Origin of the sequence: Nocardia sp. CA-084685, from assembly GCF_050955785.1 — a bacterium.
Classification (GTDB): Bacteria; Actinomycetota; Actinomycetes; order Mycobacteriales; family Mycobacteriaceae; genus Nocardia.
Map to the genome: position 1 here is coordinate 899,682 of NZ_CP192094.1, position 20,160 is coordinate 919,841.

The 20,160-nt window shown below is 65.9% G+C and carries 14 protein-coding genes; 9 read left to right on the forward strand and 5 right to left on the reverse strand.

All coding sequences use genetic code 11. The annotated features are described in order from the left end of the window. Window positions 1–180: 180 nt before the first annotated feature. The 4 genes from ACQP2U_RS03900 (at window position 181) to ACQP2U_RS03915 (ending at window position 4,578) form a co-directional block, all read left to right on the forward strand. Window positions 181–906: a ParA family protein gene (locus ACQP2U_RS03900; protein ID WP_433713429.1), complete on the forward strand. Its 726-nt coding sequence runs from the start codon at window positions 181–183 to the stop codon at window positions 904–906. Then, window positions 906–1,754: a hypothetical protein gene (locus ACQP2U_RS03905; RefSeq protein WP_433713430.1), complete on the forward strand. Its 849-nt coding sequence runs from the start codon at window positions 906–908 to the stop codon at window positions 1,752–1,754. The genes ACQP2U_RS03900 and ACQP2U_RS03905 overlap by 1 nt, the downstream gene beginning before the upstream one ends. Window positions 1,755–2,634: 880 nt before the next feature. Continuing rightward, window positions 2,635–4,074 (forward strand): C40 family peptidase, encoded by a 1,440-nt coding sequence (locus ACQP2U_RS03910; RefSeq protein ID WP_433713431.1) that lies wholly within the window; start codon window positions 2,635–2,637, stop codon window positions 4,072–4,074. A gap of 108 nt (window positions 4,075–4,182) precedes the next feature. Beyond that, window positions 4,183–4,578, forward strand: coding sequence for an ArsR/SmtB family transcription factor (locus tag ACQP2U_RS03915; protein WP_433713433.1), 396 nt, complete (start codon window positions 4,183–4,185; stop codon window positions 4,576–4,578). Here the strand turns inward: ACQP2U_RS03915 and ACQP2U_RS03920 are convergent. Then, window positions 4,560–5,165, reverse strand: a complete 606-nt coding sequence (locus ACQP2U_RS03920) for a hypothetical protein (RefSeq protein ID WP_433716818.1) — start codon at window positions 5,163–5,165, stop codon at window positions 4,560–4,562. The genes ACQP2U_RS03915 and ACQP2U_RS03920 overlap by 19 nt on opposite strands. Here ACQP2U_RS03920 and ACQP2U_RS03925 point away from each other — a divergent pair. Further along, window positions 5,046–6,068, forward strand: coding sequence for a cation diffusion facilitator family transporter (locus ACQP2U_RS03925; RefSeq protein WP_433713434.1), 1,023 nt, complete (start codon window positions 5,046–5,048; stop codon window positions 6,066–6,068). The genes ACQP2U_RS03920 and ACQP2U_RS03925 overlap by 120 nt on opposite strands. A gap of 220 nt (window positions 6,069–6,288) precedes the next feature. Next, on the forward strand, window positions 6,289–7,926 hold the full coding sequence (locus ACQP2U_RS03930) for a long-chain fatty acid--CoA ligase (RefSeq protein WP_433713435.1): 1,638 nt from the start codon (window positions 6,289–6,291) through the stop codon (window positions 7,924–7,926). A 16-nt stretch (window positions 7,927–7,942) separates the two neighbouring features. Here ACQP2U_RS03930 and ACQP2U_RS03935 read toward each other — a convergent pair whose 3' ends face one another. The 4 genes from ACQP2U_RS03935 to ACQP2U_RS03950 all read right to left on the reverse strand — a co-directional run bounded on the left by ACQP2U_RS03935 (window position 7,943) and on the right by ACQP2U_RS03950 (window position 10,351). Beyond that, entirely contained in the window at window positions 7,943–8,491 is a 549-nt protein-coding gene (locus ACQP2U_RS03935; protein WP_433713436.1) for a hypothetical protein, read from the reverse strand. A gap of 11 nt (window positions 8,492–8,502) precedes the next feature. After that, the gene (locus ACQP2U_RS03940; RefSeq protein WP_433713437.1) at window positions 8,503–8,712 is read right to left on the reverse strand and encodes a type II toxin-antitoxin system VapB family antitoxin; all 210 of its coding nucleotides are present in this window, start codon (window positions 8,710–8,712) and stop codon (window positions 8,503–8,505) included. Window positions 8,713–8,836: 124 nt separating this feature from the next. After that, entirely contained in the window at window positions 8,837–9,229 is a 393-nt protein-coding gene (locus tag ACQP2U_RS03945) for an SCO5389 family protein (protein WP_433713438.1), read from the reverse strand. Between the two features lie 60 nt (window positions 9,230–9,289). After that, a complete protein-coding gene (locus ACQP2U_RS03950; RefSeq protein ID WP_433713439.1) occupies window positions 9,290–10,351 on the reverse strand; it encodes a nitronate monooxygenase in 1,062 nt (353 codons plus the stop codon). Between the two features lie 233 nt (window positions 10,352–10,584). Between ACQP2U_RS03950 and ACQP2U_RS03955 the strand changes: the two genes are divergently transcribed. The 3 genes from ACQP2U_RS03955 (at window position 10,585) to ACQP2U_RS03965 (ending at window position 20,105) form a co-directional block, all read left to right on the forward strand. Then, window positions 10,585–11,412, forward strand: coding sequence for a M23 family metallopeptidase (locus ACQP2U_RS03955; RefSeq protein ID WP_433713440.1), 828 nt, complete (start codon window positions 10,585–10,587; stop codon window positions 11,410–11,412). Window positions 11,413–11,485: 73 nt separating this feature from the next. After that, complete coding sequence (locus tag ACQP2U_RS03960) at window positions 11,486–12,469, forward strand: DNA-binding response regulator (RefSeq protein ID WP_397031357.1); 984 nt, start codon at window positions 11,486–11,488, stop codon at window positions 12,467–12,469. A gap of 247 nt (window positions 12,470–12,716) precedes the next feature. Then, on the forward strand, window positions 12,717–20,105 hold the full coding sequence (locus tag ACQP2U_RS03965; protein WP_433713441.1) for an amino acid adenylation domain-containing protein: 7,389 nt from the start codon (window positions 12,717–12,719) through the stop codon (window positions 20,103–20,105). The last annotated feature ends 55 nt before the right edge of the window (window positions 20,106–20,160 follow it).

The window sequence follows — 20,160 nt, forward strand, 5'->3', positions numbered from 1 at the left end:
TTCGATGGGGCGCGCCGGTGTGGCCGGGTGTGTCCAATTGGACACAGCTTCGCCGCCCAAATCGCGCACAACGCACGCGCGCGCGTAAATGGCGGGTCCGCAATCAGCGGTAATTCATCTTCACTATGCGAAACTTAGGACCGCCACAGTTCTGCACTCCTCACCCCCGGAGGATTGTCCATGAAGAATTCTGTTGCGCCACTGGAACTACCCGAGCCGTTGGTTATAACGCTCGGAAATCTCAAAGGCGGCGTCGGTAAGACGACATCAGCGTTTTTCTTGGCCGCATATTTCGCACAGGTCCACGAATTGCGTGTGCTCGTCATCGACGCCGATCCGCTCAGTCAGACCGGATATTCCTGGTACCGGCGCCTGCGTAAGGGCGGGATCGAAGTGCCGTTCAACCTGATCGCGTTCCCGTCGCGACATGTCGACGACTGCATTACCGACAATGCCGGGAAATTCGACGTGATCATCATCGATGCCGGTGGTGAGTCGGCCGAGATATTCAAGGCCGCGATCCCGCAGACCGATGAGCTGATTCTGTTGACCAGCGTCAGCCCCTCGGAGGTCAAGCGGGTGCCGAGTACCTATAAGGCGGCCGAGGAGGCAGCGGCCGATAGCGGCCGCGAGATCCGGGTACGGGTACTGATGACCAAGGTTCCGGTGACGATGAAGAACGGCATGAACGTCTCGACCGAATACCGTACGCAGCGCCGAAATCTGGAGGATGCGGGCTATGACGTCTTCGAATCCTATTTGAGCGCGTGGAAGTGGTATCGCGAGGCCGCCGACGGGGAGGTCGGTGAGGGCGCCGAGAATCCGATCATGGATCTCGGTGAATATCGGCAGGTCGGCGAGGAGCTGGTGAGTCCGTACCGGGTCGCGGTGGAGGTACCCGCCTGATGCCTCCGCAACGTAGGAAGGGTTCCATCGGTAAGGGCTCGATCGGCGGCGCGAATCCGTTGGCCGATAGCGCCGAGCACACGCCCCCGGTATCCCCGCTGCGGGATGCCCAGTGGCGAACGGTCCCGCTGAGCACGGCGTCGCTGGAGGTGATCGCGCCGCCGGCCGAGGCGAATGTTTTGACGATGCCGCTGCCAACGCCGAACGAAACCGCGCCGGATGGCCCGCTCGACGAGCGCGAGCAGGCGCAGTTGACGACCTGCGAATCCTCGATCGACGGCCTGCGGGTCGCCTTCTGGTCGGCCGGACGGGCACTGCAAATAGTTCGCGACGGTCGGCTCTACCGAGATCGGTATGCGAACTTCGACGAGTATGTGGAGCAGCGCTGGGATATGCAGCGGTCATACGCCCACAAGCTGATTCGGGCCTGGCCGCTCGCCGCCAAATTGCATCCGGTCGCGCCCGCCATCAATGAGGGGCAGGTTCGAGAACTGTTGCCGGTGGCCGCCCAGCACGGCGACGATGCGGCGGTCACGGTGTACACCACGATTGCCGCTGCCGAGGATATGAAGGTCACCGCGGGCAAGCTTCGCGAGGCCGTCGCGCTGCTGCCCGAGCGGTTCGACAAGGATGAGGTGGTCGAATTACTGCAGGCGTGGCTGCGCGGAGATTTGCGCGAGCGATCGAATGAGCGGGCCGTCGATCTGTTCGCCGCGGTGGAGTCGCGGTTCGCCGCGCTGACGCGACGAGTTGTCAAGAGCTCGAACAATGATCCGGCGGCGGCGCGCGAATTCGCTGCGAAACTGCGGACTCTCGCCGAGCAGATCGAGGAGCAGATCATCGCCTGAGCCAATTCGGTGTGCCGGAATGCCTCGTCGCGGAAGCGGTTCCGCGACGAGGCATTTCATTTTAGTTACACTTTCGTTATCGTTAATGCGCGTGTCGTGTCGCGGAATTGGTGATTATTGCGCGAAATATGGCGATCGGATCCGCTGGACGACAGATCACCGTGATGGTTTTCGAATTCATTCGAGGTCTTGGTGAAGTCCCACACGCCAATGCAGTTCGGCGTCGCACGGCCAGCCAGGAACTTCGATACGAGCATCGGAGGACCGGATCATGGCATCAACTACGGAGGGTCGATATTCTCGTTTCCTGCGGCGCGTGCTCCCATGGGCCGTCGGCGCGGGACTCATCGCAGGTGCGGCAATCGCCGCGACACTGCTCGCAGGAGGTCAGGCGTCAGCGCAACCGCTGACCGTTCCGGGGGTTGGAACATTCGAAGTCCCGGATCAGTTTTCGATTCCCGGCACAGAGGTCCCGACGGATGGGCGAGCGTTGCCCACACCGATTCCCGCGGTAGCGGATTCCGTCGCGCCTTCGGAAATAGCGCCGGCTGAAGTTCCGGGGAAGGAACTTTCGGCGCCACCCGCGGTGCCCGGTGCGGAACTCGATATGCCGCTCGGGGTCCCGGCCGATGAACTTTCTATTCCACCAACAATTCCGGGCGCGAAGTTTTCGACGCCTCTTGCATTTTTGAATATCGAGCGTTCGGCACTTCCACTGGCTTCTGCTATCGAGATCGCTCCTTCGGGGCCCGCGCCTGTTGCGGTGCAGAGCAAGGAACTTGCGGCTCCGCTTCGGGGGCTCGGGCTCACGGTGCCTATGCGGGCTTTGGGTGTCGAGCGTTCGGCGTTTCCGCTGATTCCTGCTATTGAGGTTGCTCCTTTGGAGGCCGCGCCCGTTGCGACGCTGGGTAAGGAGCTTTCTGCGCCGCTGACTGTTTCGGATCGTGGGTTCGCGGTGCCGCTGCGGGCTGTGGGTGTCGAGCGTTCGGCGTTTCCGCTGATTCCTGCTATTGAGGTTGCTCCTTTGGAGGCCGCGCCTGTTGCGACGCTGGGTAAGGAGCTTTCTGCGCCGCTGACTGTTTCGGGTCCTGGGTTCGCGGTGCCGCTGCGGGCTGTGGGTGTCGAGCGGTTGCCGCTTTCGCTGATGCCCGCCATTGAGATCGCTCCTTCGGGGCTCGCGCCTGTTGCGGTGCAGGGCAAGGAGCTTTCGGCTCCGCTTCCGGGTCCCGGGTTCGCGGTGCGCATGCGGGCTTTGGGCATCGCACGTTCGGTGCTTCCGCTGATTCCCGCTATTGAGGTTGCTCCTTTGGACACCGCGCCTGTTGCGACGCTGGGTAAGGAGCTTTCCGCGCCGCTGACTGTTCCAGTGCCCGGACTCGCGATGCCCATGCGGGCCTCGGGGGTCGAGCGGTCGGCGCTTCCGCTGAATCCCGCGGTTGAGAATCGCGCTGCTCCTTCTCGCGCCGCGCCTGCTGCGGTGCAGGGCGAGGAGCTTTCTGCGCCGCTGACTGTTTCGGTTCCCGGGTTCGCGGTGCCGCTGCGGGCGCTGGGAATCGAGCGGTTGCCGCTCCCCGTGATCCCCGCGGTCGAGAATCCCGTCGATGTCCCGGGGATCGCGCCTGTCGAGGTCCGCGGGAAGGAATTTTCGATTCCGCTGGCTATTCCGGGTACGGAAATTTCTATACCCATCGGGGTGCTCGGATTGGAGCGGTCGGCTCCGCTCGCGATACCGGGTACGGACCGGTCGGTGGGTCCGGGGGCGGAGCGCTCGCTGCCCCTTGCGATCCCGTGGGGTGACCGATCGGCTCCGGTGCCTGCCGTGGTTCCAGGTGCTGAGCCTCCGGCACTCGCGACGATTCCGGGAACGGGGATAACTTTCCCCGCAGACATGTTCCGCAACGAACTCGCATTCCTCACCGGTGTTCTCGGCGTCAAGCCGCCTGTTGCGACACCGGGACCAGCGGTGTCGCCGGAACGCACCCACGGCGCGATCGCCGTCGAGGCGGCACGCGGCAAGGTCGGCACCGGATACAGCATGGGCGCGACGGGGCCGGATGCCTTCGACTGCTCCGGGCTGGTGCAGTGGTCCTACCGGCAGGCCGGTGTGAAGGTGCCGCGCACCAGCTATGAGCAGCTGTCCTCGGGAACCCCGGTTGCCCGGGACGAGTTGGAGCTCGGTGATGTGGTGTCCTTCTACGGCGGCAGCCACTCGGCGCTCTATGCCGGTGACGACAAGGTCATCCACGCGTCCACCTATGGGACCGGCGTGATCATGTCGCCGATGTCGTCGATGCCCTACGCGGGCGCCCGTCGGTACTGACGCCGAACCAATGAGCTGGGGCGGATCGGTCTGTCGGCGGGGTGTTGCCGTCAGGTCGGTTCGAAGGGGCCGGTTCCATCGAAGGCAGTTTAGTTCTATTATCTGCGTATGAATGCAGGTATTGAGCCGCCGCGACCGCCGATCGCGGAGGACCAAGTCCGCCTGGTCGTCGAAGTATTCCGCATGCTGGCCGATTCGACCCGCGTACAGATCCTATGGGCGCTGGTGGACCAGGAGCTCTCGGTCAACGATCTGGCCGACCACATCGGCAAACCAGGACCCTCGGTATCGCAGCACCTGGCCAAACTGCGCATGGCCCGCCTGGTCCGGACCCGCCGTGCTGGAACCACCATCTTCTACAGCCTGGAGAACGAACACGTCCGCCAGTTGGTCGTGGATGCGGTGTACAACGCCGAGCACGCAGGCCCCGGCGTACCCGCGCACCACCGCGGCGAGGGTTCCTTACGCCAACTGCCCACTCGCGATCAGGCGGTGGCGGAATGAGTCACGAACGCAACCCCGAACGCTGGCAGAGCATTTCGCATGGCCACGGTGCGGGCGACGATCGCGGGTACGCGCGGGGTGCGGGCGATGACCGCGGGTACGCGCGGGGTGCGGGCGACGATCGCGGGTACGCGCGGGGTGCGGGCGACGATCGCGGGTACGCGCGGGGTGTGAGCGATGACTACGGGTACGCGCACGGTGAGGGCGATGACCGTGGGCACGTGCAGGGTGAGGGCGACCACCACGGGCACGCGTATGGTGCGGATCATGACCACGACCAGGGTGCGGGCGATAGCCCCGGAGCGCGCGGTGCGCAACTTGATCGCGGACACGCGCGAGGTGCGGGCCATGGCCACAGGCACACCCACGATGTAGACCGCGGGCACGCGCATGGTGCGGAACATGACCATGACCAGGGTGCGGGCGATGGCCACGGACAAGCGCGTAGTGCGCACCTTGATCGCGGTGTGGGCCATGGCCACAGACACACCCACGGTGTAGACCACGATCACGCGCACGGTGCGCACCATGACCACGGTCACCCGGGTGGATTGCGCGGGGCGCTGCGTGAGATCTTCGTGCCGCACAGTCACGATGCTGCCGACAGTGTCGATGATGCGTTGGAGTCCAGTGCGGTCGGGATACGGGCGGTGAAGATCAGTCTGGCGGTGCTCGGGCTGACCGCGGTGCTGCAGGTTTTGATCGTGCTGGTTTCCGGCTCGGTCGCGTTGGCGGCGGACACCATTCACAACTTCTCCGATGCGCTGACCGCCGTGCCGCTGTGGATCGCTTTCGCGCTCGGTCGGCGGGCGGCGACGCGACGGTATACGTATGGGTTCGGGCGGGCCGAGGATTTGGCCGGGTTGTTCGTGGTCGGGATGATCGCGTTGTCGGCGATCATCGCCGGGTACGAGGCGGTGCGCAGGCTGATCGATCCGGTGCAGATCCAGCATCTGAGTTGGGTTGCGGCGGCGGGGCTCGTCGGGTTTGTCGGCAATGAGACCGTCGCGCTGTATCGGATCAGGGTGGGGCGGCGGATCGGCTCGGCGGCGCTGGTGGCCGATGGATTGCACGCGCGGACAGATGGATTCACCTCATTGGCGGTGTTGGTCGGTGCGGGTGGTGTCGCGCTCGGCTTTCCGCTCGCTGATCCCGTTGTCGGACTGCTGATTACGACCGCGATCCTGGCCGTGCTGCGCACGGCCGCGCGAGACGTGTTCCGCCGCTTGATGGATGGCGTCGAGCCCGTCCTGGTGAGTACCGCCGAGCAGGCGCTGGTCGCCGAGCCCGGTGTGCTCGGCGTGCGCAGCCTCCGGATGCGTTGGATCGGCCACCGCCTGCACGCGGACGTCGAACTAGATGTCGCTCCGACCATCACCTTGGCCGACGCCCACCGCTTGGCCCACGGTGCCGAGCACACCCTCACCCATGCCGTGCCCAAACTCGACACCGCCCTGGTGCACGCCTACCCCGCCCACTCAGCGGTCTGACCGGCCGTCGAGCGTAGTCGGATGGCGGTTCTGAGCCGCGGGGAACCGCCATTCGACTCGCCCCGCGAGATTGCGGGCGGGCTGGGCAAACTGACGGCACCTGCCTGCTGATGTGATCGGCGATGGGGGGCGCTGGGCGCCCTACTCTTGGGTAGCATCCCCGGTGTGATGTGGCTCATGGTCGGCAGGCCGCCGTAGCCACCGAAGAAAAGGAGTACCGATGTTGAGCACCATGCAGGACGAGCCGTTGTCGCTGGCGACGTTGCTGCGCTACGCATCGACGTTCATGGGCGATTCCACCGTCTCGACCTGGACCGGCACCGGCGTGCGCACCATGACCTACCGCGAGCTCGGCACCGAATCGGCCCGCCTGGCAAATGCGTTGCGCGGCTTAGGGGTTGGTGACGGCGATCGGGTCGGTACCTTCATGTGGAACAACAACGAGCATATGGTCGCCTATATCGCGGTACCCGCGATGGGTGCGGTGCTGCACGCGCTCAATATCCGGCTCTTCCCGGAACAACTCGTCTTCGTGGCCAATCACGCCGAGGATCAGGTGGTGATCGTCGACGGCACGCTGGTGCCGATGTTCGCCCAGTATCTGCCCAATCTGAAGACCGTCCGCCACGTCATCGTGGCCAATGGCGATGCCGCCGCGCTGCAGGCCCCCGAGGGCGTCCAGGTGCATTCCTACACCGAACTGCTCGCCGCGCAGCCGGATACCTTCGACTATCCGGTGACCGACGAACGATCCGCCGCCGCAATGTGTTACACCTCCGGCACCACCGGTGACCCCAAGGGCGTGGTGTATTCGCACCGCTCCAACTGGCTGCACGCCATGCAGGTGTGCCAGCCGACCAGCATGGGCTTCTCCAACCGCGACTATGTGCTGGCCATCGTCCCGCTGTTCCATGCCAATGCCTGGGGCCTGCCGTACGCGGCGCTGATGTCGGGGGCGAATGTGCTCATGCCCGACCGCTTCCTGCAGCCCGGTCCGCTGCTGGAGATGATGGCCGCCGAGAAGCCGACCTTCGCCGCTGCCGTCCCGACCATTTGGGGCGGTGTACTCGCCGGACTGGCCGCCAAGCCGCAGGACATCTCGCATCTGCGTTCGGTGGTCGTCGGCGGTTCGGCAGTGCCGCCGTCGATGATGCGCGCCTTCCAGGAAAAGCACGGCGTTCGCATTCTGCACGCCTGGGGTATGACCGAGACCTCCCCGCTCGGCAGCGTCGCGCATCCGCCCGCCGGGGTGGAGGGCGAGGACGAATGGGAGTACCGCTTCACCCAGGGCCGTTTTCCGGCGAGCGTGCAGGCCCGCTTGGTCGGCGATGACGGCCGCGTGGTCCCCAATGATGGCGAGTCGCTGGGCGAGTTGGAAGTTCGCGGGCCCTGGATCACGGGGTCGTACTACTCGCCGGATGGTGCGGTGATCGATCCCGATAAGTTCGACAATGGCTGGCTGCGCACCGGCGATGTCGGCAAGATCAGCCCGGACGGCTATCTCACCCTGGTCGACCGCTCCAAGGATGTCATCAAGTCCGGCGGTGAATGGATCTCCTCGGTCGATCTGGAGAACGCGGTAATGGGACATCCCGCCGTCGCCGAGGCCGCGGTTATCGGTGTGCCGGACGAGAAGTGGGACGAGCGCCCGCTCGTCGCGATCGTGCTCGCGGAGGGGGCCGAGACCAAACCGGAGGAACTGCGCGACTTCCTCGCCGACAAATTCGCGAAATGGCAACTGCCGGAACGCTGGACCTTCATCGCGGAGGTCCCCAAGACCAGCGTGGGCAAATTCGACAAGAAGCGCCTGCGTGCTCAATACGCCGACGGCGATCTCACCGTCACCACGCTGTCCTAGAACGAGGAGCCCCGCGTCACCACTTCAGCATCGGCAGTGGTGACGTGGGGTGCGTCCGGATTCGTTTGGCGGCCAGTTGGACCAATCGGCGGTGGAAGCCCTTGTCGGGGTATCGCTTCGCCAGTTCGCGGTAGGTGGAGCGGGGTATCCCGAAGCGTCCGAGCAGGCCGTATTCGACGTCGATCGCGTCTGCCCGGCGCAAGATTTCGATCGGGTCGGTGGCCGCGCCCGCGGCTCGGATCTTGTGGTGCTCGTCGATCATTGCGACGACCAGGTCCGCTAGGTCGGCGCGGTCGATCTGGTCGAGCCATTGCAGTGCTAGGTCGGCGGATGGCGCCAGGTAGTCGAAGGTGCCCGCAGTCCAGATGCCCAGATCGTGGAAGGCCGCGGCGGTACGGAACTCCTCGCGAGTGCTCGGCAGGCTGCTCGAGCCGGTGTCGAGCAGATCGCATAGCTCCAGCACACGCAGCACATGGTTGGTGTAGGCACCGCGATCCGAGCCGAGTTGCGGCAGCCAGGGATGCAGCCGCCGATCGATCTCGTCGCGAAGATCGTTGCCGCTCATGTCCGTTCACATTACGCGTGGTATCGGACGCGACGTTTCCACTTCGAGGAGGAGAAGTCGATCTTGCCTACCTCGACCCGTGGCGATGCGCTCCACAGCGGCAGCGCGACGTCGACGGTTTCACGCGGGGCTGCGTTGACGTCTGACTCGGTGCTGATGCCCAGACGCCTTGCTGCTTCGGCGAGGGCTTCCGCATCCAGGTCGATCACTGGACGTGCCATCGGGAACCTCTGATATCCACTACGCGAATGGGACATCACCGCGGCGCGATCCGGCCACCATTGGCATATGGCCGAACGCAGGTCGGCGCGACCGAAATCTCGGCCGCGCCGACCTGTCAACTGATCAGCAGTTGCGGAGTTCAGGGCTCTGGTTCAGCAGTTGGGCGCGAGTCCCGATGAAGGTGCTGTACGTTTCGCCGCCGACTGCGGCGATGGGGAACGCGGCGACGCGGTGGCAGTTCTGGAAGGCCAGTTTCACCTTGAAGTGGCGTTCCAGGCCGCCGCGGATGGCATCGGAGGCCATGGCGCGCAGCAATTGTCCACGCGCCACCTCGTCGGGTGGCGGAACGACATTGTCGGCGAATTCGGCTGTGCCGGAATGCAGCTCACCGGCCACCCGGCTGACGACCTCCCAGGCGTACGGGAGGGAGACCCGCACGACCTCGACGAAGTCGGCGTCGTCGACCTCGCCGCGTTCGGCGCGTTCGAGTAGGGCGGTGGGAACATCGAGGGACATAGCGCTCTCCTGACCTGGATGGCTGGTGCGATGCCCCTCGATTCTAAACGGAAACTGTTGTCAACAAGACTGGATTCGTCCCGAAAGTGCTGTGGTCAGCGCGGTTTTCGCATCGGCGGCCAGGGTGCGGACCAGTTCACCAGCCGGTAGCTCGGGTGCCAGCGGGTAGGTCTGGCCAGCCCACATGTTCACATTGTCCGGATTGCCCGCCGTCCGTGCGGCGGCCCGCAATGGCGCTGTGGCGTAATGGATTTCCGGATAGGCGACCGGTGCCGTCGCGGAATGTTCGTCGATGAACCGATTGCGCAGCCCGCGCGCCCGGCGCCCGGTGAAGGCGCGGGTCAGCATGGTCGGGGTCTCGGCGCCCAGTGCGGCGTGATGCAGTGCGGCGCGATGCACCGGATTGGTGCCCGCCTCCGGCGAGCGCAGGAAGACGGTGCCCAGTTGCGCGGCCGTCGCACCGGCCGCGAGTGCCGCCGCGATCCCGGCACCGGTGGTGATGCCGCCGGTGGCCACGATCGGCCGGTCGACGGTCGCGCGGAGAATCTGCAGCAGTGCGAGCAAGGTGAGCGGATCGGTGGCGTCATCGTCAACACGATCGATGAAGGTGGCGCGATGCCCACCCGCCTCCGCACCCTGTGCGATCAGCACATCGGCACCCGCCGCGACCGCGATGCGGCCCTCGGCGGCCGAGGTGACCGTCACCCACACTTCCGAACCGACCTCGTGCAACCGCGCGACCTCGGCGGCGCTCGGGCAGCCGAAGGTGAAGGTGACCACCGGGACCGGCGCTTTGACAAGCAGCTCGAGCTTGGCGTCCCAGTCGTCGGTGTCGTACTTCGGCGTGCCGAGCTCGTGGGTGTGTCCCAACTCGGCGAGGTAGTCGGCGAAATCCTCGGGTGCGGTCGCGGGACCGGGGGTGAAGAGGTTCACGCCGAATGGTGCGGTGGTCAGTTCGCGGGTGGCGGCGAGTCGTGCCGCGGTATCGGTCGCGGTCAGGTATCCGGCGGCCAGCAGGCCGAGGCCGCCCGCCGCGGAGACCGCCGCCGTCAACTCGGGCGTGGACGGCCCGCCCGCCATCGGCGCAAGCACGATCGGAACGCTCAACTCGTTGAGGATCACCCGTCCAGTGTGGCCTATCGGTCACGGCTGCGTGACACCGGCCCAGGGGTCTGACCAGGACTTAAACGGGGATTTCTGCGCAATAGGTTGCGAAATGGTCACGACGCGGTAGAGTTCCCGTCACAACGGATGCCGAAACGTTACAAACGTCGGAGCCCGTTTCAGCCACTGTAGGTCGAGCGCTAGGACCAGCTTTGTCGCAGCATCGGGTAGGCCCCAGTTCCATAACCGTCATGAGCCTCATCGGCGACGGCGTTACGGGTCGGCCGACGCGGCATCGCGCCGAGCCGTCGACCACCGAAAGGGTGAAGATCGCCGCCGGTGCGGCCGTCGCCGCCGGCGCTCTCATCGGCACCGCGGCCCAGGTCGCGCCTGCCATTGCCGCCCCGCTCCTGCCGGGTGCGCACGACGGGGACGAGGAAGCCGCCGCTCCTATCACGTTCAAGGGCACGGCGGAGTTACCTGTCGAAGAGATCAAGGCCGTGGCACCGGTCGCCGAAGTCGCGCAGGCCGACGCGGCCACTCCGGTGGCAGCGCCGATCGCGGACGCGGTCGCCAATCCGTTCGGCATCAGCAATCTGCCGCCGGAGATCGCGGGCCCGCTGGCCCAGGTCGAACAGATCCTCAAGGGCGCGCAGCAGCAGTTCGCTCCGGCTCCCGCGGTGCGTCCGGTGGCCGGTGAGATCAGCTCCGGATTCGGTTCCCGCTGGGGCGAATTCCACTACGGCCTCGACTTCGCCGATCAGCTCGGCGCGCCGATCCATTCGGTGAGCAGCGGCACCGTCATCGAGGCTGGCCCGGCCTCGGGCTTCGGCCTGTGGGTGCGGGTCCAGCAGGACGACGGCACCATCGCGGTCTACGGCCACGTCAACGAGATGTTCGTGCACGCCGGGCAGCATGTGAACGCTGGCGATGTCATCGCCACCGTCGGTAACCGCGGCAATTCGACCGGACCGCATCTGCACCTGGAGATCTGGGATCAGGGCGGCCACAAGGTCGACCCGATGCCGTATCTGGCGGCCAAGGGTGTGCCGCTGCAATGGGGCCCGTCGGCGCACTGATTTTGTTGCCCGGCTTGATAATCCGACGATCACAACGGTCCCGTGGGGACCGTATGGTCGTTAGGCTCAGGCGATGACTGCGCTGGGCGATATCTTCGAGCCTGGATCACCGCATGGGCGCACCTATGCCGTGCTGGTGCATCATCCGCGATCGAGCCTGGGCGAGGTCGCCGAATATCTGGGCGTCTCGAAGGAGACCGCCGCCGCATCGCTGGAAGTATTGACCCACCTGCAGGCCGCGGTCAGTCAACTGTCGGTCGACGGCGAGGCCATCTGGGACGCGCACGCTCCCGAATCGCTATCCGAAGCCGAGGCGCGGCGCAGGCAGCACGAGATCAACCAAATGCACGCCGCGGCCGCGCGACTGAGCGAGACGTTCCGATCGGTGCGCCGCTCACCGCGCACCAATGGCGCGATCGTGCCGGTTTTCGAACGCCTGGAGATGCTGGCGGATTTCGAGGAGGTCCAGACCTCGGCCCGCAGCACGGTCAAGGTGATCGAACGCGGTCCCTATCTCAGCGATCCGGAACGCGAGCGACAGCTTTTCCTGCTCAAGCGCTCTCGGATCGGTGACGGCATCCGCTACCAGACGCTATATCAGGATACTATTTACCAGGATGCTGAAAGATTGCGGCACGCCCTGTCCACCAATGCGAGTGGCGCACAGGCGCGCACCCTACCCGAGCCGCCGTTCAAGCTGATCATCAGCGATGACGAGCGAGCGAGCCTGGTGCTGCACGCGGACGAGCGCCGCCCGGATCCGATGGGTTTGCGCATTACCGGATCGCCTGGATTGCGGTTGCTGGTGAAGACTTTCGATGTGCTGTGGTCGCTGGCGGCGCCGATTTCGGTGAATCCGTCCGCCGACGAACTCGACGAGCGGGATAAGGCGATTCTGACCCTGATGGGCCTGGGTGCGACCGATGACACCATCGCTCGCCGACTCGGCATGTCCCGTCGAACCGTCGTGCGGCGCACCGCGCGGCTGCTGGAGCGGCTCGGCGCGAGTACCCGGTTCCAGGCCGGCGTGCAGGCGACGAGGCGCGGATGGCTGTAGCACGCTCGAGTGAACGCTCGAGTGGACAACATGGGACGAATACTGAACGATCAATGTCCCGGGAAGTTTGAGGGCTTGTGTCACAACGGATTCGGAGCTAACACCGTGCACTCCGTGTTCGCGGACAGTTAGCTCTCTTCGATACGGTTACCCGATTGCATTGCGCAGGAGCGGATGCGGCGGCGGAATTCCGCGTGCCTCGATTCGCCTCTGGCATATGTTCGATGTGAAAGGCTAATGGTTGAGAATGGATAGAGCGAGTAGATCTGTTCGGACCAATCGTCGGCGCCGCGTCAGCGCCCCACTCTTCGGACAACTGCTCACCGCCGCCGTCGAATCCGCTGCCGATGCGGTGGCGGTTCGCTTCGACCCGACCGGTGATCCGGCCGACCAGCGCGAGTTGACCTACCGCGAATTCGACGCGGCATCCTCGCGCCTGGCCTGGGAATTGATTGCGCGGGGCATCGGACCCGGTGACATTGTCGCTACCGCGCTGGCCCGCTCGGTCGAGTCCGTGCTCGCGGTGTGGGCGATCGCGAAGACGGGTGCGGCCTACGTTCCGGTGGATCCGGCCTATCCCGCGGAGCGGATCGCGCATATGGTCTCGGACTCCGGCGCGGTGCTTGGCGTGACCACTTCGGCGCATCGCGCGGCGCTGGGCGCATCGGTCGAATGGGTCGAGCTCGATGATCCGGTGGTGTCCGAACGGATAGCCGGACAGCCGGAGCGCCCGGTCTCCTATGCCGATCGGGTGCGGCGGCTGGACGAACGACATCCTGCCTATGTCATCTACACCTCCGGTTCCACCGGGCGGCCGAAGGGCGTCGTGGTGACGCACGCCGGGTTGGCCGGGTTGGCCGCGATCGGTCAGCGGTATGGGCTGACAGGTGACTCGCGGGTGACGCATCTGAGTTCGCCGAGTTTCGACTTCTCGCTGATGGAGCTGCTTTTCACGTTCTCGGCGGGTGCGACGCTGGTGATCGCGCCGCCGACGATATTCGGCGGTGCCGAACTCGCGGACCTGCTGCACCGGGAACGGGTTACCCATCTGCTGATCACTCCGGGTGCGCTGGAATCGGTCGATCCGGCTGGGCTGGACGAACTGCGGGTCGTGGTGACCGGTGGCGACAAGCTCGGCGCCGAACTCGTCGAACGCTGGGCGCGCGACGGGCGGGCCGTTTTCAATGCCTATGGCCCGACCGAGGTCACGGTCATGGTCACGACCGGTCAGATGGAACCCGGCGCGCCGGTTACCCTCGGCGGCACCGTCGCCGGGGTCGGGGCGTTTGTCCTCGATTCGCGCCTGCGGCCGGTGCCCTCGGGTGTTGTCGGCGAGCTCTATTTGGGCGGACCCGCGCTCGCACAGGGCTATCTCGGACGTCCCGGGCTGACCGCGCAACGGTTCGTGGCCAGTCCGTTCAGTGCGCAAGCCGGTGCGCCGGGTGCACGGCTGTATCGGACCGGAGATCTGGTGCGGCGCAATGAAAACGGTGTGCTGGAGTATCTGGGCCGGTCCGATTTCCAGGTGAAGATTCGCGGTCTGCGCATCGAACTCGGCGAGATCGATAGCGCGCTCACCGCGCATCCGGATGTGGATTTCGCGGCCACGCTCGGCAAGACATTGCCTTCGGGGACGACCGCACTCGTTTCCTATGTGCTGCCACGTACCGGTGCCGCCGTGGATACCGCCGAGCTCGTGGCCACACTGGAGCGCAAGCTGCCGAAGTACATGGTGCCCACGGCCATCGTGGTGCTCGACGAGCTGCCGCTGACACCGGTCGGCAAGCTGGATCGCGCCGCGCTGCCCGATCCGGTTTTCCAGGCGCGGGAGTTCCGTGCGCCGTCCACCCGGGAAGAGCAGGTCGTCGCTGAGGTATACGCGGAGCTATTGCGTGCCGACGGTGTGGAAGTCGGTGTCGATGACGACTTCTTCGAACTCGGCGGCAACTCGCTACTGGCCGCGCAGGCGGCCGCGCGCATCGGTACCGCGTTGGGCACGCGGGTGCCGGTGCAGTTGGTCTTCGAGGCACCCGCAGTCGCCGAACTCGCGCAACGGGTGAGGGTACTTGCGGCGGCTGGACACACTTTGCGCGCCCAGCCGCGCCCGGAGCGGATTCCGCTCTCCTACGCACAGCAGCGCATGTGGTTCCTCAACCGCTTCGATCCGACCAGCGGCGTCAACAACATCCCGCTGGCGGTGCGGCTGACCGGGGCGCTCGATTTCGAGGCGCTGCGTGCGGCGGCACGCGATCTGGTGGCGCGGCACGAGGTGCTGCGGACGGTGTATCCGGAGATCGATGGCGAGGGCATCCAGGTCGTCTTGCCGGTCGATGATGCTCGCGCGGTGCCGGAGCTCGAGATCGTGTCCGCGAGTGCGGCCGAGCTGCCCGAACTGGTCATCGGCGCGGCCGTCGCCGGTTTCGATGTCGCCGTCGCACCGCCGATTCGGCTGCGTTTGGTCGAGCTCGGTGAGACCGAGCGGGTGCTGGTGTGCGTGGTGCACCACATCGCGGCCGACGGTTTGTCCATGGGTCCGCTGGCACGGGACCTGATGTCCGCCTATTCGCTTCGGGTGCGTGGCGCGGGGCCGCAGTGGCAGCCGCTCGACGTGCAGTACGCCGATTACGCGATCTGGCAGCGGGCGGTGCTCGGCGCCGAGGACGACGCGCAATCGCTACTGGCGCAACAGATCGACTTCTGGCGCACCGAATTGGCCGGACTGCCCGAGCAATTGGCGCTACCCACCGATCGGCCGCGCCCGGCGGTACTGTCCAGTAGCGGCGCCGTCTTCGCCTTCGAAATCGATGACGCGGTGCATACCGCGCTCGAACGGATTGCCCGCGAGCATCATTCGACGCTGTTCATGGTGGTACACGCCGCCTTCGCGGTGCTGCTGTCCAGACTGGCGGGAACCGCCGATATCGCCGTCGGGACCCCTGTTGCCGGTCGTGGGGATGCCGCACTCGACAATGTCATCGGAATGTTCGTCAATACGCTCGTGCTGCGTGGCGAGGTCGACCCCGAACTATCGTTCGCCGATCTGCTGCGCAACTTCCGGCGCGCCGATGTGGCGGCCTTCGGACATGCGGATGTGCCGTTCGAGCGACTGGTGGAGCTGCTCGACCCGGTGCGTTCGATGGCGCGGCATCCGCTGTTCCAGGTGATGCTGACCTTCCAGAACATGGACCGGCCCGAGCTGGAGTTGCCCGGCCTCGCGGTATCCGGCATCGATCTCGGTGTCGTGCAGGCGAAGTTCGATCTGGAGCTGACCGTCGTACCGCGCGCGGACCACGGTGCGGCGAACGGTCTTGCGGCATCGTTCACCTATGCCACCGACCTTTTCGACGAGGCTACGGTGGCCGGGTTCGCGCAGCGCCTGCATCGGGTGCTCGCGGCGGTGGCCGAGGATCCGCACGGGGTGGTCGGCGAGCTCGAACTGCTCGCGCCCGCCGAGCGACAGCGGATGCTGTGGGAATGGAACGACACCGCGCATCCGGTCGTTCCGGAACTGCTGCTCGACGGATATCGCCGTGCCGTGGCGGCACATCCGGATGCGGTCGCGGTGGTCTACGAGGGAACCGAACTCGCCCACCCGTCGCCCGACCACCACCCCCCATCGAGTCGCTTCGCGACGCTGGCCCACCCGTCGCCCGACCACCACCCCCCATCGAGTCGCTTCGCGACGCTGGCCCACCCGTCGCCCGACCACCACCCCCCATCGAGTCGCTTCGCGACGCTGACTTATCGCGAATTCGACCAGCGGGTCAATCGGCTCGCGCGCCTCTTGATCCAGCGGGGCGTCGGTGCCGAATCCCTGGTGGGACTGGCGGTTCGGCGTTCGATCGACCTGGTGGTCGGCATGTATGCGATCGTCACCGCTGGCGGTGCGTATGTGCCGTTGGATCCGGATCATCCGGCCGATCGGATCGCACACATTCTCGACACCGCCGCACCCGTCTGTGTGCTGACCACGAGTGCGGATGTCGTCGAGGTATCGGATACGCCGCTCATTTATCTGGATACCGTTGAGCTGACCGGATTCTCGGGCGATCCGGTGCTGCCGACGGAACTGCTGCGTCCGGTTTCGCTGGACAATCCCGCGTATGTCATCTTCACCTCGGGTTCCACCGGTCGCCCGAAAGGTGTCGCGGTAACGCACGCGGCCATCAATAACCAGATCGAGTGGATGCTCGCGCACTACCCGCTCGGCCCTGATGACGTGTATCTGCAGAAGACCGCCACCACATTCGATGTATCCCTGTGGGGTTACTTCATGCCGCTGCGCGCGGGCGCGAAGTTGGTAGTCGCCACGCCCGACGGTCACCGGGATCCGACGTATCTCGCGGAAACGATTGCCGCGCATAGTGTCACAGTCACCGACTTCGTGCCGTCCATGCTGACGGTATTCGCCGCACATCTGCGGCACGGGTCCTGCCCGACATTGCGCGATATCTTCGTGATCGGCGAGGCATTGCCGCCGGAGACGGTGACCGCGCTGCGTGCGGTATCGGATGCGGCGGTGCACAACTTGTACGGTCCGACCGAGGCGGCGGTGTCGATTACCGCATGGCGCGCGTCCGCGAGCGAGCGGACCACCGTGCCGATCGGCCTGCCACAGTGGAATTCGCGAGTCTACGTGCTGGACGCGCGATTGCGGCCGGTGCCCGCCGGGGTGGTCGGTGAGCTGTATTTGGCCGGGGTGCAGTTGGCGCGCGGGTACGTCGCACGACCGGATCTCACGGCGGATCGTTTCGTCGCGGACCCGTTCACCGCTGGGGCGCGGATGTATCGCACCGGTGACCTCGTGGTGTGGCGCGAAGATCCGCGCCGATTGGAGTACTTGGGCCGCAGCGACTTCCAGGTGAAGTTCCGTGGTCAGCGCATCGAACTCGGCGAGATCGAGACCGCGCTGCTCGCCCAACCTGCGGTCAGTCAAGCTGCCGCGCTGGTGGCGACCGGTGATCAGCTGGTCGGATATGTGGTGCCGCGGCCGGGACAACAGGTCGAACCGCACGAGTTGCGGACGGCGGTGGCCGGAGTGCTTCCGGCATATATGGTTCCGGCCGCCATTGTCGTGCTGGACGCCTTCCCGCTCAACACCAGCGGCAAACTGGATCGCAAGGCACTGCCCGCGCCGACCTTCACCGCACGCGAATTCCGTGCGCCGATCACTCCAACGCAGGAGATAGTCGCCGCTGTCTTCGCCGATGTGCTCGGCATCGAGCGGGTCGGCCTCGATGACGACTATTTCGCGCTCGGCGGTAATTCGCTGCTGGCCACCCGGGTCGTCGCGCGCATCAATGATGCGCTCGATACGAATGTCGCTGTGCGCGATCTATTCGAGACCTCCACCGTTGCCGCGCTCTCCGCCGGAATCATCCCAGGTGCGGGCCGTGTCGCCGCGCGCGTACCGCTGACTCGGACCGAGCGCCCGCAGCTGATACCGCTTTCCCTTGCCCAGCAACGGATGTGGGTGCTCAATCGGATCGATCCGGAATCTGCGGCATACAATCTGCCGTTCGCGATCCGGTTGACCGGCGAACTCGATGTCGCGGCACTGCGACAGGCCGTCGAGGACGTGCTGGTGCGGCATGAGGCGCTACGTACCCGGTTCCCGACGGCAGGTACCGGCGGGCAGGCGTATCAGGAGATTCTGCCCGCCGCCGAGGTGCTTCCCGATGGACTCGAGGTCGAGACCAGCATCGATGTGCTCGGTCGGGTGGTCGAGCTGGTGTCGGCCGGATTCGATGTGACCGAACAGGTTCCGGTGCGGGCCCGACTACTGGCCGACGGGGACGAGTATGTGCTTGTCTTTGTGGTGCACCACATTTCGGCCGACGGTGCCTCGCTCGCCCCATTGGCGCGTGATCTGGTGACCGCGTATCTCGCCCGTCTCGGCGGTGCGGCACCCGGCTGGTCGCCGCTGCCGGTGCAGTATGCGGATTTCGCGCTCTGGCAGCGCAAGGTCGTCGGCACCGATGACGATGAGAACTCGGTGGCCGCAGCACAATTGGCGTACTGGCGCGAGCAGCTCGCCGGACTGTCGAGCGCGCCGGTGCTGCCGCTGGATCGGCAACGCCCGGTAACGCCGTCGGGCCGTGGCGCATCGGTCGGCTGGGCCATGCCAGCGCAGGTGCACGAGGGTCTGATACGGATTGCGCGCGAGCATCGATCCTCGGTGTTCATGGTGGTGCATGCGGCGCTGACCGTCTTGCTCGCCCGACTGTCGGGTGGTTCGGATATCGCCATCGGCACGCCCGTCGCCGGGCGCGGGCAGCGAGCGCTGGACGAGCTGGTCGGCATGTTCGTCAATACGCTGACACTGCGCACATCGGTCGAGCGCGGCATGGCATTCGACGAGCTGGTCGAGCAGACGCGTGCGACGGATCTGGCCGCATTCGCACATGCGGATCTGCCCTTCGAGCGGGTGGTCGAGGTGGTGTCGCCGGGGCGGCCGTTGTTCCAAGTGATGCTCGTCTTCCAGAATCTCGAACAGCCGAGTCTGGAGCTGCCCGGACTGACCGTCGCGGCATTGGATGCGGGCGATGTGGTCGCGAAGTTCGATCTGCAGGTGGTCGTCGAACCGCGCCTGCGGGCGGATGGGACGCCGGACGAGCTGGCCACGGTATTCACCTACGCCACAGATCTATTCGAGGAATCGACGGTGCGTGGGCTCGGGCGCATGCTGGAGCGCATTCTGACCGCGGTGGTCGCCGATCCGGGCGTGCGCATCGGCGGCATCGATATTGTCGACGGGCAGGAGCTGGGGCCCACCGCGACCGATGCCACGACGACCACCGATGGCACCGAACTGACCCACCTGCTGACCGCCGCGGTAGAGGATGATCCGGACGCACCCGCGCTGGTGTTGGGTGCGGAGGAAATGCCCTACCGCAAACTCGACGCCAAGTCGTCACAGCTGGCCAGGGTGCTGATCGGGCGTGGTTGCGGTCCGGGGACGGGGGTGGCGATACGGCTGGATCGCGGCGTCGACTGGGCGGTGGCCGCGTGGGCGGTGCTCAAGGCGGGCGCGGCGCTGGTACTGCTGCCTCCGGACGCCGCGCTGCCCGATGAGCCATCGGTGCGGATCGGCTTGACCACCGGTGCGCGTCCGGTCGGTGACGGCATCGAATGGCTGCGCCTCGACGATGCCGCGACCAGCGCCGAAATCTCGGCGCAGTCGCTGCGACCGGTCAACCACGCCAATCGGACCGGGGTGCTCAGCGGGTCCGATCCGGCGCTTGTTATCGCCGCGACCGGGGTGCGGATGAGCTACGACGAACTGGCCACCGCGGCCGATCGCCTGCGCGTGCGCACCGGCCTGACCTTCGAATCGCGCACCTTCCAGCACGGCCGGTCCGATTCGGCGGCGAGGTTGCTCGAGGTGGTGAGCGCCGGTGCGACCGGGGCCGGATTGATCGTGGTGCCGACCGTGGAAGACCTGGGTGCCTCACTCGCCGAGGAGTGGGTGACGCATCTGATCGCCGATCGGGCCGCGCTGGCCGCCATCGACACCGCCCAGCTGGCGGATCTGCGGGCGGTGGTGCTCGAGCAGGTCGGCTCCGCCGAGGTCGTGGTGCCCGAATCGGCCGAGATTGTGCCGTTGGACGAGCTGCTGCCGGTGGTGTCGAGCTGAGTAGATGACCGTGCATGGGGGTGGTTGAGATGTAACGACAAACGCTAGGAAGTAG